Raw genomic sequence first — 13,817 nt, 5'->3', positions numbered from 1 at the left:
TTTATAGAAGCAGGAAATCAAAAATAAAAAGCGCCCTTGTTGCAGGGGCGCTTTTATTGATTTATATGCGGGGGAGAGATGAACTATTTACTGGCAGCTTCTACAATTGCCTCGAAAGCAGGCTTAGGCTGATAGTTGCGGTCAAATACCATGGGGTAGCTGGTACGGCCGGGCATTGGCCAGTTGTTGAGCCAGGAATGATGATCTGCCACGCCCCAGAAGGTAACGCGGCTAATCTTGTCGCGGTGCTTATGGAAGAGGGCGAATATATCGGCATAGCGCTTGCTTAATTTCTGCTGTACAGAATCAGGCAAGCCCTCTGCATAAGGGTTAAAGCCTTCACGCGCCTCAACGGTGTGTACAATGTCGGCGCCCTGTCTGCCGGTTGGGTTCGGCAGCAGGTCAATATCTAGCTCTGTTACCATTACTTTTACCCCTAAAGCAGCAAAGGCTTCTATGCTGGCTTCAATCTGGTCAATAGTGGGATAATCAATGCCATAGTGTCCCTGCATGCCAATACCATCTACCTTTATGCCTTTGTCCAGCAGGCCTTTTACCAGGCGAACGGCCCCATCGCGCTTTTCAGGCTTCCAGAGGCTGTAGTCGTTGTAATAGAGCTCGGCTTCAGGATCGGCAACTCTGGCATACTGAAAAGCTTTTTCAATGAAGTCTTCGCCTGCAAGGGTAAGCCACTTGCTCTTACGCATACTGCCATCATCTTCCAGGGCCTCATTTACTACATCCCAACCATCAATCCGGCCTTCATAACGTCCCGCAATTGTTTTGATATGGTTTTCCATTCGCTGCAGCAGGGTATCTCTGCTGGCGGGCTGTCCGTTTGCGCCTTCAAAAATCCAGTCTGGTGCCTGCGAATGCCACACCAGCGTATGTCCTACCGTGAACATATTATTCTTTTCGCCAAATTCAACATAGGCATCGGCAGGTTCAAAGTTGTATACACCCGGCCTTGGATTGATGGGTCCCCACTTCAGTACATTTTCCGGGCTGATGGTGTTGAACTGTTCTTTTACCAGCTCCGCCGCCTTTTCATCACGACCCATTACCTGGCCGGCATTCAGGGCTGCACCTATATAAAAATCATCCTTGAAAGCCTCTTTGAGTGTAGTAGGCTGGCTGTTGCCTGCAGTGTTCTGCTCAGGCGTTTTTTCCGGACCGGAACCGGCACAGGAGGCTGCCAGCAGGGCAACGGCCAGTGCTGGTAAAAAGCTTTTTTTGTACAGTAAATTCATGCTGTTTCAGTAGATTAAAAACCAATTGCGTTGCCGCCGTCAACTTTTAGAATGGTGCCAGTAACATAACTGGCAGCATCGCTGGCAAGGTAGTAAACGGCTTCTGCCACATCGGCGGGTACCCCCAGTTTACCCATTGGGGTTCTGGAGAGTACTTTATTTTTACGTTCAGGGTCACTGTCTAATGCCTTGGCCGACATATCGGTTGCAATGAAGCCGGGAGCCACGCAGTTAACCCTGATGCCACCGGGCGACAGGTCTACAGCCATGGAGCGGGTTATGCCCTCGATGGCAGATTTTGAAGCAGTATAGGCCACCACTTTAGGGATGCCATATTGTGAGGCCATGGAGCTGATGTTTACAATAGCACCGCTTTTTTGTGCCAGCATTACTTTTGCTACCTCTCGGCTTAGGCTGAAAACCGCAGTGAGATTGGTAAGGATAATACGTTCAAAATCCTGATCGGTAACTTCTGTGAATGGCTTCTTCTGGTTTATGCCTGCATTGTTCACCAGGATATCAATCCTGCCATAGCGGTCGTGGATACGTTCCACAAAGGCAGGTATCTGCTCCAGGCTGGTGAGGTCAAAGCTTTCATAGGAACAGTTTTCGCCAAACTGCTCTTTGGCAGCCTGCAGTTTTTGTTCGTTGCGGCCCACAATAATGGTGCGGATGTTATTCTTAACAAATTTTTCCGCTATGGCATATCCCAATCCAGAGGCACCTCCGGTTACTATGGCTACTTTTTGATCGGAATTCAAGACTTTACGCTTTAGATTGTTTAATTATCAGATGCCAGGTACAAACTTCGCATCCTGTTTCATGTAAAACTCCAGAGTGTGCTCGGGTTTTTCCACACCTTCTGGTAGTGGCCTTTTTGAGAAAGTCTGGAAGTACAGCAGGCAGGCATCGCGCCACCACCTGGCTTCTTTTTCCTGTATAGCCAGAAATGCCTTTACATGGGCAAATCGCTCCGGGTCTATCTCTCCCTCCAGGGTATTCCAGGTTTTCTGCATCTGGCGTACACTGTCTACACCACTCTGATACTTCAACGCAAGTTCATCCCAAAGGATTCTGCCAGACTGCAGGCGGTAGTTCCATGGCACATGATGGAACCAGAGCAGGAATTTTTCGGGACACTTCTCGAGTGAGCCGAATTTTTCCGCCACAGGAGGAAAGTATTGCGCTACAGCATTGCTGCCGGTAGCGGTGCGGTCAAAGCCAATGCCCTGCTCATCGGCACGGTGGTAGTAAACCGAGGTCCAGTCTGCCCTATGTTTGTCTTTGATCCAGGGCGCAGGGCCCCAGTGGTGGCTCCAGCCCATGATGTGGTGCAACCCCAGGGGCGTCATGTAATTTACCACAGCCTCGCGTGAATCCAGCATTACCTCTTTTACAGGCCCGATTACCTGTTGCTGGTTAGAGAAGGTCATGCGTGTCCATTCATCCAGTATCTTTGCTGAAGACAGGCTGTGATCCCAGGCCAGGCGGCCAAAGGAGTACCAGTTGGCCTGTCCAAGGGGATGACCCGTCCAGTTACGGTCGTTTCCAATGTTGGAAACCCCTGCCATGCCTGTTAGCTGGTGGTTGTGCAGGCTGCCATCCACTACTTTGGCTACGGTAGATCCTTCGCCTTTGGCGTATGTATCTGAATCAAGCGTTTCTTTGAAGAGTGGCGCCAGGTATGCCAGGTTGGTGGCCAGCCCCAGGTACTCCTGGGTGATCTGAAACTCCATCATCAGCGGTGTTTGCGGCATGGCGCCAAAAAGGGGATGGAAGGGTTCCCGTGGCTGAAAATCAATAGCACCGTTTTTTACCTGCACCATTACATTTTTACGGAAGGTGCCATCCAGCGGTTTAAATTCATTATAGGCCTGCTTGTGGCGATCGTCCGGCACTTCGTTATCATATACAAATGCACGCCACATCACAATGCCGCCATGTGGGGCCAGTGCATCGGCCATCATGTTGGCACCATCGGCATGGGTTCTGCCATAGTTTTGGGGGCCAGGCTGGCCTTCGGAATTAGCCTTCACCAGAAAACCTCCAAAATCAGGAACATGACGGTAAATTTCGCTCACCTTATCTGTCCACCAGGCCTGTACCTTAGGGTCAAGGGGATCTGCGGTTTCTAAGCCCCCAATTTCAACAGGAGCGCTAAAACGGGCGGTTAGGTACACTTTTAAACCCCATGGCCTGAAAACATCGGCCAGGGCAGCTACTTTTTTGAGGTAGTCTTCGGTAAGCACCAGTGCATTGGCATTTACATTGGTAAGTACGGTTCCGTTTATGCCTATTGATGCATTGGCACGTGCGTAATCCACATAACGCGGATCTTTATAATCGGGTAATTTGTGCCAGTCCCAGAGCGAAAAACCTGCATAACCACGCTCTACGGTGCGATCCAGGTTATCCCAGTGGTTAAGGATGCGATGCTGCACCTTAGGTGAGCTGCTAAGTGAAAGGTTCTTTATATCCTGTTGGGTTTGCAGGAGCCGCAGCAAATGAAAAGCACCATACAGTACCCCGGTATCTGTGTTGGCAGCTATCACAGTAACATTTTTGCCCTGCAGCCTGGTGCTCAAGAGCAGGTAACCTTCATCTCCCAGGCTGCTTAATTTATCCCCTAGTTTAAGTGAGGCAATCAGAGGGGAGTTAGCAGGAGTACCTGCAACAACTGCCCCTTGCTGGCTAAGCTTTTGTGTTATTGGTACGGCAGTGCCTAACAGGCCTCCTAGTCCCCGGCTCAATTCCTGTCCCGCAGCCTCTGTAACTGGAGAGTTAGCCTGCAGTACAATTTCTTTGATGGATTGCCGGTAGTTTTTTAAGCTGCCTGCATCCTGAATCTGATCATACCGCAGCCAGAGTCTGTACCCGTCTTCGGCCCGGCAAGGAAAGCCGGTTGCCAGTAAAAGCAGTAGGAGGGGTGCAAAAAAGAGTCGGCTTAGCTTTATCATAAATTACATTTTTATACAGATCCGTATCTGTGGGCGCAGCACTACTACTTTGCCTGTTGCCATGCCAGAGCCATGCCAGCAGATCAGGGGGCAGTTTTAAATCCCTCCAGGAGACAAAAGCCTGCCCTGTTAGGAGGCCGAAAGCAGCCGTTCTGCTTTCGAAGCGCCTTTCAAAGACGATTCCCGGATGATCAACTCTGCCCGCAGGGTAATGGTGTTTGTAGAAACAATGTCAGACACCTCGTCCAGGCAATTGATCAGGTTTCTAACGGCCACTTCACCCATCTCGTAGCCCGGATAATGAATAGTAGTTAAATTGGGCTCGATCACCCTTGAAATAGGATCATTATTAAAACCAATAACGGCAATATCATGAGGAATGGAAACGCCGGCCTGTTTAAGTGTTTTAGTGATGCTTACCGCACAGGTATCGTTTGCCACGAAAATGCCATCTGGCATGGGGTCCATCTTCAGGATTTTTTTAGCAGCTTCTATGCCGGCTTCTTCAGTAAGGCTGCACGTCATCACAGAGCTTTCTTTATAAGGCAGGTTGCTGTCGATCAGGGCATACTTGAAGCCTTTGAGCCTGTCGGCATATACATTTCTCTTAAGGTTACCGGTAATGTGCACAATGTTGGTGCAGCCCTGCTCAATCAGGTGTGTGGTAGCCTTATGTGCAGCCTGCATGTTATCGATCACAATGCCTATGCACTTTTTATGCTCGGCAGTACGGTCAAAAAACAACACAGGAATTCCTTTATCTATAAAGGGAGTAAAGTGATCTATGTTGTCTGTATCGTAAGCCAGCGACACCAGCAGGCCGTCAACACGGCTGTTGAACATTGCTTTTGCATTCGATATTTCCTTCTGCACGGTTTCAAGCGACTGGCTTATGATTAAGTTATAACCTGCTTCGTTTGCAATTTTTTCCATGCCTGCAATTACCGACGACATAAACGGACTGTTGAGCCGCGGCACAATAACGCCAATGGTGTTGGTGCGCTGTGTGCGCAGGTTGCTGGCAAACATATTGAAGCGGTAGCCCATCTGCGTGGCAGCCTCGAAGACTTTCTTCTTGGTGTTTTTATTTACAGCAGGATGGTCGTTTAAAGCCCTGCTAACGGTTGCAGGCGATAGGCCAACTCCTTTCGCTATATCATAAATAGTGATTTCTTTATCCATAGCAGGTCGTTATTCCAACAAATTAATGCAATCGGTTTCAATAAAAAAAACAGTTCCTTGTATTTGCATGATAAATTTAGCTTGTTAACCCAATGTGGGCATAAGGCATAAATTATTTTTAAACGTGCGAAAATTTCAAATAATTATAAATATTAACAGCAGATCATCTGCTTTGATAGAAATATTGCAATAGACAGGCGCAACCGCCAATGGTTTTATAATTAACTGTAAAGTTTACACCTTTCCATTTATATGAAATGTTGTTGCAATCGGTTGCAATTCATGAAATTTATTTTGATGTTTATAAAGTCAATAGAGGCAGCTAAGCATAATGACCTTGGCGCAGGTGCGCTTTGATCTTTTATTCTGCTTCCACCTGGCACCATTGCCAGAACCCTTTGCTGAGTACTTTTTACCAATATCAGGCTGGCGTAAATGCCTGCTCCAACTTTTAAGCCTGATTCCGATCAGTTAAAAATACTAAATATAGTATAGAGTGACTTAAACATTTGCTGAGAAGAATTTAAATAGACGGGAACAAACGTTTGCATATGAGAATAATATACTTTCTGCTCTGTCTTTTTCTGGTGTCGCTTAGCAGTGTTCAGGCGCAGGAGCTCCCGGTTTACCTGGATGCAACCAGACCCCTGGACCAGCGGGTGAATGACCTGATTGCTACGCTTAGCCTGGAAGAAAAAGCTCAGCAGATGATGTATAACAGCCCTGCTATACCGCGCCTGTCCATTCCTGCCTACAATTGGTGGAATGAAGCCCTGCACGGAGTTGGCCGTTCTGGTGTTGCAACAGTTTTTCCCCAGGCAATTGGCCTGGGTGCCACTTTTGATGATCACTTATTGCAACAAGTTGCAGCTGCCATTTCAGATGAAGCCAGGGCCATGCACAATGCATCCGTAGCCAAAGATTATCACCTGAAATATGCTGGTTTAACCTTCTGGACCCCCAACATCAACATCTTCAGAGATCCGCGCTGGGGCAGGGGGCAGGAGACCTATGGCGAAGATCCTTTCCTGACCTCCAGGATGGGCGTTGCTTTTGTAAAAGGACTGCAGGGCGATAATCCCGACTACCTGAAGGTTGCAGCCTGTGCCAAACATTTTGCCGTACACAGCGGACCGGAAAGGCTCAGGCATGAGTTCAATGCACAGGCCTCCCTCAAAGACATGCGCGAAACTTACCTGCCCGCATTTAAGGCGCTGGTGCAGGAAGCCAATGTAGAGTCTGTTATGTGTGCCTACAACAGTACCAATGGTGAGCCATGCTGTGCCAACAACTTTCTGCTGAACCAGGTGTTGCGCCGGGAATGGGGTTTTACCGGCCATGTGGTTTCCGATTGCTGGGCGCTGGTAGATTTTTATGAAGGCCACAAAGTGGTGGCAAACGAAGTAGAGGCAGCAGCCCTGGCCCTGAAAAGCGGTGTAAACCTAAACTGCGGCAGCGTTTACCCTTACCTGGTAGAGGCTGTAAAACAGGGCCTGGTTACCGAAGCAGAAATAGACGCCCGGCTGGCCGTACTGCTGCGTACCAAGTTTAAGCTGGGCATGTTCGATCCGGCAGCAATGAACCCCTACAACACCATTTCTGCCGATGTAATCAACAGTGCTGAACACCGCAGCCTTGCGCGTGAAGCAGCCACCAAATCAATGGTGCTCCTTAAAAATAATGGTGTTCTGCCACTTGAGAACGACCTCCCGCTCTATTTTGTAACAGGTCCCAATGCTGCATCCATAGATGCGCTGCTGGGCAACTACTATGGTGTAAACCCACAAATGGTTACCATTCTGGAAGGACTGGCGGCAGGCATAGAAAAGGGTAGTCAGCTGCAGTACAAGCCCGGCGTGCTCCTGAATGTAGAAAATGTAAATCCTATTGACTGGACCACGGGCGATGCCAAAAATGCCAGTGCCACCATTGTAGTGCTGGGGCTTACCGGCATGCTGGAGGGCGAAGAAGGAGAATCTATTGCCTCTGCCCATTATGGCGACCGCCTGGATTACAACCTGCCTCCCAACCAGATAGAATTTCTGAAGAAATTAAGAGAAGGCCATGAAAAGCCCCTGATTGCCATTATTACCGGCGGCAGTCCCATGAACCTGGCAGAGGTGCACGAACTAGCAGATGCTGTGGTGTTGGCCTGGTACCCGGGAGAAGAGGGCGGAAATGCAGTGGCAGATGTTGTGTTCGGCAAAGCATCACCTTCAGGCAAGCTGCCAATTACCTTCCCTAAATCGCTGGTTCAGCTGCCTCCCTACGAAGACTACAGCATGGAGGGCCGAACCTACCGCTATATGAAGGAGGAACCCATGTATCCTTTTGGCTACGGGCTAAGCTATGCCAGCTTTACCTATTCAGACCTGGAGCTATCGGCGGCAAAAATCAGGAAGAACCAGTCGGTTACAGTAGAGGCCACTATTACCAATACCGGCAAAAGGGCCGGAGAGGAGGTGGTACAGCTCTATTTAACCGATGAGGAGTCTAGCGTAAGGGCGCCGCTTTATTCGCTGGTAGGTTTCAAACGTTTGCAGCTTGCCCCCGGCGCCTCCGGGAAAGTAAGCTTTACCATCACACCCGACATGATGTCGCTCTACAACGAAAAGGGCGAAAAGCTGCTGGAGCGTGGCAGCTTCAGGGTGCACATTGGAGGTTCGTCGCCGGGGAGCAGGAGTGAACAACTGGGTATGTCAAAACCGGCAACAGGAGTCTTTCAGCTCCGCTAACGCAAGTAGGAATATACTATTACCAAATCATAGACCATGTTAATCAGAATGTAATGCACCCTATGAAAACCAACCACACAACAAGTCTTAAACTCTCAAAAACAAACATTTATGAATTGTAAATCTACACAAGGCTCCAGATCAGTGATCGATCGGAGATACATACCTGATGCCATGAGAGGTCTGATGGCCATGCTGGTGATTCTGCTGATGAGTAGTCAGGTGTTCGGGCAGGGCGGTAATTTAACCGTGAGCGGTAAAGTAACCTCTACACTCGATGGTGAGCCACTACCGGGTGTAAACGTTCGTGTAAAAAATACCACAACAGGAACTGTTACCGATTTTGATGGTAATTACAGGCTGCAGGGCCTTACCCCCTCCAGTGTACTGGTGTTCTCCTTTATTGGGTATAACAATGAAGAAGTAACGGTTGGTAATCAAACCACCATCAATGTTAGCCTTGCAGAAGATATAGAAAGCTTAAGCGAGGTTGTGGTGGTAGGTTATGGCACCCAGCGTGAAGAAGCTGTAACAGGTTCAGTAGTTTCGATCAAGGGAGATGCTATTCGTGAGGTGCCTGCGGCTAACATTTCGCAGGCCCTGCAGGGACGCTTACCGGGCGTTGAGTTCTCCCAAACCTCTTCTCAGCCAGGCGCTACCACACAAATCCGGATTCGTGGTACTCGCTCACTGAATGCCAGCAACGATCCGCTGGTGGTGCTGGATGGCATACCTTTCCCCGGGTCTATCGGCGAAATTAACCCTAACGACATCAAGAGTATAGATATTTTAAAGGATGCTTCTGCAACTGCTATTTATGGATCTCGCGGTGCTAACGGTGTTATACTGGTAACTACTAAAAGCGGGCAAAGTGGCCAGAAGCCACAGGTAACCTACAATGGTTTCCATGGCCTGAAAAAAGTGTTTGCTCCATACCCCATGATGAACGGACCTGAGTTTTTTGCACTCCGCCAGGCAGGTACTCAATTTAGAGATCAGTTAGGGGTGGATGAGTCCGCAGATGTGAATACTGACTGGCAAGACCTGTTGTACCAGAATGGTATGATCACCAGCCACGACGTAGGCGTTGCCGGAGGTACCGAGAATGGCCGATACAACTTTAACATAGGCTATTTTGAGGACGAAGGTGTTATTCCTACCCAGCAATATACCCGTTATTCAATACGTGGTTCTCTTGACCAGGGCATCGGTAACAATGTTCGCGTTGGTTTTAATACCTACAACAACTTCAACATTTCGGAAGGCTCCAATGTGGGCTTGTATAATATTTTAAGCATGTCGCCCCTTGCCAACCCGTATAACGAGGATGGCACCTGGAAAAGAATCATCCAGATGCCTTCTGATGATCAGTGGGTGTATTCAAGAGATATCCTGGATCGTATCAGCGATGAATGGTTAAGCGAAACCAGGGCATTTGGTTCGTACAACACCATATACGGGGAAGTAAAAATACCTGGCATTGAGGGTTTAAAATATCGCGCCAACCTTGGTTTGAACTACCGCCAGAGTAACGGCGGTGCCTTCACCGGAAGGGGAATCAACGCTGTAAACGAGCTGAATCCTTCCTCTGCCTCAGTTAGTAATCAGCTTACAACCGACTGGCTGATTGAAAACCTGCTGACCTATGACCGTGTGTTTGCCGATAAACATATGGTGAATTTTGTGGGCTTGTACTCTGCTTCAGAAAACCAGATGAACAGATCCCGCATGACTGCAAGGGATATTCCCTCCAGCGATTTCCAGTTCTATAACCTGGGCAGAGCCGAAGAAGAAATTACTGTAGACCCTGACGACCAATGGTACAACAGGAGCGGCCTGCTGTCATGGATGGGGCGTGTTATGTACTCCTTCGACGATCGTTATATGATAAGCGCTACCGTACGCTCAGATGGTTCTTCAAGGCTGGCCCCCGGTTATAAATGGCATACCTATCCAGCCATTTCAGCAGGATGGAATATCGCTGAAGAATCCTTCATGGAAAACATAGGCCTGATAGACATGATGAAATTACGCGTAGGTTATGGTAGAACCTCTAACCAGGCGGTTGATCCTTACCAGACACTTGGGCTCCTGAACACCAGGCCTTACAATTTTGGTCCTGATGACTATGTTACAGGTTTCTATGTTTCCCAGCTTGCTAACCCCAATTTAGGTTGGGAATTCTCCAAAACCTGGAACTATGGTCTGGACTTCGCTATGCTTAACAATCGCCTCTCTGGTACCATCGAGTATTATGTAACCAATACCGAAGATATTCTGCTAAGCCTTGATCTGCCACCTACATCGGGTGCGGAAAATGTAATGTCAAACATCGGAGAAACCCAGAATAAAGGGGTTGAACTTTCATTGAACGGCCTGATTTTGGACGACCTCAACGGCTGGACACTGGAAGCCGGTTTGAACCTCTATGCCAACCGCAACAGGCTTGTCGCGCTGGCTTCAGGCCAGCCAAGAGATGAAGGTAACTGGTTTTTTGTAGGTGAGCCCATCAATGTTATCTACGACTATGAGAAAATAGGGCTCTGGCAGGAGAACGATCCGTATAGGGATATCCTGGAGCCAGGTGGAAATGTTGGTATGATCAAAGTGAGATATACCGGCGAGTACGATGATGAAGGAAGGCCTGTGAGGCAAATTGGTCCGGAAGATCGTCAGGTGCTGCACGTAGATCCTGATTTCCAGGGTGGCTTTAACATGCGCCTGGGCTATAAAGGATTCGACCTGAGTACGGTAGGTGCCTTCAAAAGCGGGGGTATTCTCATCAGCACCCTTTATTCATCCTCTGGCTACCTCAACATGATGAGCGGACGCAGGAATAACGTACGTGTAGACTACTGGACGCCAGAGAATACAGATGCCAACTATCCAGCCCCCGGTGGTATTGCCAGCAGCGACAATCCTAAATATGGCAGCACCCTGGGTTATTTCGATGCCTCTTACCTGAAGATACGTACCATTTCCCTGGGCTATAACTTTAACAAAGGCAATTGGATGGAAAAAGCCGGTGTGGGTAATCTGCGCCTTTACATCAGTGCACAAAATCCTTTTGTAATGTTCTCGCCCTACCACAGAGAATCTGGTATGGACCCGGAAACCAACTCATTTGGCGACGAAAATGCGGCAGTGACCACTGCTTACCAGAGGCGTTTGCTGACGCTGGGTACTAACGCACCTGCAACGCGTAATTATCTGGTTGGTTTCAATGTGACATTTTAAAAACAGATAATAATGATACGTTTTAATATAAAAACATTTGTTGGAACAGCCCTGATGACAACGCTGTTCCTGGGGTCCTGCGAGGACATTCTGGAGGAACAACCGCGCAGTATCTATGAGCCCGGCTTTTTCCAAACCGAAAGAGGCGTGCTGGGTGGCGTAAACTCTATGTATGCCCACTTGCGCTACATATACGGACAAGCCTATTACTATAATACCACCCTTACCGGTACCGATGAGGCCACCTATGCACAGAGTGCAGACCAGAACTTCAAGGTAATGGACATTTCTGGCCAGGGAGAAATTACACCCCAGGACAGCCGTGCCGATGTGTTGTGGGGAGCTGCTTTCTCCAACATCAACACTGCCAGCGGTATTATTGAAAATGCCGAAGAAGTAGAAGGTATTTCTGACGCGCTGATTGCCGAAGCAAGGTTCTTCCGCGCCTTCGATTACTTTCAGCTGGTCCAAACCTTTGGTGGGGTGCCCCTGGATTTAGGCGCTGGAGAATTACAATTCAATTCCAATCCTGTAAGAACCTCTGTGCGCAACACGGTGCCGGAGGTGTATACCAGAGCGATATTTCCTGATCTGCGGATAGCAGTTGAGAACTTGCCGGCAATGGGACGGGTTACCGGTGGTGCCACGCAAACACTAGCTCGCCTCTACCTGGCAAAAGCCTACCTGACCTACGGATGGTGGCTTGAAAATCCAGAGAATATTCCTACGTATCCGGAGACTCCCAGAACCGACCCTGACGGCCATGATGCCCAGTGGTATTTTCAACAAGCGTATGATGTTGCTATCAGCGCCATTGAAAACCCAGGACCTTTTGGTTTACAGGAAACATATTATGATGTTAACGTAGGTTCTAATGATCGCAATAATGAGATCCTGCTGTACGCTGACCATACGGAAACAAGCGAGTTCTATAACGCATCCAGCCTTAGCTGGAGCAACGGAGCAGCCCCTGAAAACTTTGCTGTCTGGATGATGACCTGGAATTACACCGTAATCAGAAGCGCTACAGATCCTAACTGGAATAACACCATAAGCTCAGTTCAGCGTGAAGCAGCACAAGCCCTGGGACGTCCCTGGACACGTATGGCTCCAACCATAGGAGCAATCGAAAACACCTTTGCTGATAAAACGAATGATTCCCGCTACGACGGTACCTTCACCACCGTTTACCGTGGTAACTGGCCTAAAGCGGGAGTTAATGAACCCGTTGTGTATAACGCAAACAGTTTGCCGGTAGAACCAGGTGGTGCCATACTAACATTCCTGGATGAGGAGCCTGCAACACCAATCAATTATCCTGCCGGAGCAGGTAAAAGCAACATCGGCGCAGGTGAGTTACCTGGCAGATCCGATTTTGTGATCTCACCACGCGGCATCAGCAGGATTGTATACCCCGGTCTGTGGAAGCTTGGCACTTACCGTACCGATCATGACCCCAATACAAGTTTAGGACAGCCAAATGGTGCCAGCACCCGTCCATTTAATATTGCAAAATTCTCTGAACTCTACTTTGTAGCAGCCGAAGCAGCTGTGAAGGGTGCTAATACACAGGCTGGTTACAGTGCCAGGGAATTGATCAATGTGATTCGTGCACGTGCCGGCAAGTGGCGCTGGGATAACAATGGCAACACCGCCAGAATTGAAGACAATAGTGCTGAAATGATCGCGGCTACGCCCGAAGTGATTGACATTGATTACATTCTGGCAGAACGTTCCCGTGAATACTATGGCGAAGGTTACCGCTGGTTTGACTTGGTGCGTACCCAAAGATGGGAAGAATTTGCTTCTACCTATGAAATTGCCGGAAGCAACTACGGTGACCACACGCCTCAGACAATTACGCGTAACATTCAGCCATATCACTACCTGCGTCCTATTCCGCAGGGACAGCTGGATCGTATGGAGATGACCCCTGCAGAAAAACAGGCTTATCAAAACCCGGGATATTGATTAGTCTGATATAAGTCATTTTCTTCTTTTGATTTTGTTGGTTGGTTTACAGAGCCTGTTCTTTCACAATTGTAGTTGTTTTGTTGATTGCCCAAATAAAACAAACAGCTGCAACGAAAGAGCAGGCTTCTGTTTTTGGAGCCATTTCTTAACTGTTCAGCATCCTGATGAAGGTTCGGAGCAGCTGCCTCCATAGAGATATTAAAATAGTTTAGATCTTTTGTGAGAAAGTAGTGGAAAGCTTTCTGCTGAAGAACTATCTTGAACACTAAAACTATTTTAAGAATTTTTAAACCTGAAAGTATTCTTTAATATGAGTATAGAAGAGCTAGAAGGCATCAGCAAGCAGGTTCGCCGTGATATTGTGCGGATGGTGCATAGTGCGCAGTCGGGGCACCCTGGCGGCTCATTGGGTTGTACAGATTTTTTAGTAGCCCTTTACTTTAGGGAGCTTACCCACAACCCCCGGTTCAGCATGGATGGTG

Annotated in this window: 7 protein-coding genes and 1 pseudogene; 4 read left to right on the top strand and 4 right to left on the bottom strand. The window is 48.5% G+C overall.

Annotated features, from left to right (window positions below):
* Window positions 1-83: 83 nt before the first annotated feature.
* The 4 genes from KWJ01_RS18085 to KWJ01_RS18070 form a co-directional block, all read right to left on the bottom strand.
* Window positions 84-1,250, bottom strand: coding sequence for an endo-1,4-beta-xylanase (locus KWJ01_RS18085; protein WP_224998361.1), 1,167 nt, complete (start codon window positions 1,248-1,250; stop codon window positions 84-86).
* Between the two features lie 14 nt (window positions 1,251-1,264).
* On the bottom strand, window positions 1,265-2,011 hold the full coding sequence (locus tag KWJ01_RS18080) for an SDR family NAD(P)-dependent oxidoreductase (protein ID WP_224998360.1): 747 nt from the start codon (window positions 2,009-2,011) through the stop codon (window positions 1,265-1,267).
* Window positions 2,012-2,038: 27 nt separating this feature from the next.
* A complete protein-coding gene (locus tag KWJ01_RS18075; RefSeq protein ID WP_224998358.1) occupies window positions 2,039-4,207 on the bottom strand; it encodes an alpha-glucuronidase family glycosyl hydrolase in 2,169 nt (722 codons plus the stop codon).
* A 129-nt stretch (window positions 4,208-4,336) separates the two neighbouring features.
* Entirely contained in the window at window positions 4,337-5,389 is a 1,053-nt protein-coding gene (locus KWJ01_RS18070) for a LacI family DNA-binding transcriptional regulator (RefSeq protein ID WP_224998356.1), read from the bottom strand.
* Between the two features lie 551 nt (window positions 5,390-5,940).
* Here KWJ01_RS18070 and KWJ01_RS18065 point away from each other — a divergent pair.
* The 4 genes and pseudogenes from KWJ01_RS18065 to KWJ01_RS18050 all read left to right on the top strand — a co-directional run.
* A complete protein-coding gene (locus KWJ01_RS18065) occupies window positions 5,941-8,124 on the top strand; it encodes a glycoside hydrolase family 3 N-terminal domain-containing protein (protein ID WP_224998354.1) in 2,184 nt (727 codons plus the stop codon).
* A 111-nt stretch (window positions 8,125-8,235) separates the two neighbouring features.
* Window positions 8,236-11,361, top strand: coding sequence for a TonB-dependent receptor (locus KWJ01_RS18060; protein WP_224998352.1), 3,126 nt, complete (start codon window positions 8,236-8,238; stop codon window positions 11,359-11,361).
* 12 nt (window positions 11,362-11,373) lie between these two features.
* A complete protein-coding gene (locus KWJ01_RS18055; RefSeq protein WP_224998350.1) occupies window positions 11,374-13,332 on the top strand; it encodes a RagB/SusD family nutrient uptake outer membrane protein in 1,959 nt (652 codons plus the stop codon).
* A gap of 313 nt (window positions 13,333-13,645) precedes the next feature.
* Window positions 13,646-13,817, top strand: a pseudogene (locus tag KWJ01_RS18050) (transketolase); the annotation flags it as partial.

The organism is Cesiribacter sp. SM1 (genome assembly GCF_020178975.1).
In the GTDB taxonomy this organism is placed as follows: domain Bacteria; phylum Bacteroidota; class Bacteroidia; order Cytophagales; family Cyclobacteriaceae; genus Cesiribacter.
This window is presented reverse-complemented; position numbering and strand designations above follow the sequence as displayed.

Bases quoted from the DNA above. Each gene is read 5' to 3' on its own strand.
- KWJ01_RS18085 (WP_224998361.1), bottom strand. From the start codon at position 1,250: ATGAATTTACTGTACAAAAAAAGCTTTTTACCAGCACTGGCCGTTGCC.
- KWJ01_RS18075 (WP_224998358.1), bottom strand. From the start codon at position 4,207: ATGATAAAGCTAAGCCGACTCTTTTTTGCACCCCTCCTACTGCTTTTA.
- KWJ01_RS18070 (WP_224998356.1), bottom strand. From the start codon at position 5,389: ATGGATAAAGAAATCACTATTTATGATATAGCGAAAGGAGTTGGCCTA.
- KWJ01_RS18065 (WP_224998354.1), top strand. From the start codon at position 5,941: ATGAGAATAATATACTTTCTGCTCTGTCTTTTTCTGGTGTCGCTTAGC.
- KWJ01_RS18060 (WP_224998352.1), top strand. From the start codon at position 8,236: ATGAATTGTAAATCTACACAAGGCTCCAGATCAGTGATCGATCGGAGA.
- KWJ01_RS18055 (WP_224998350.1), top strand. From the start codon at position 11,374: ATGATACGTTTTAATATAAAAACATTTGTTGGAACAGCCCTGATGACA.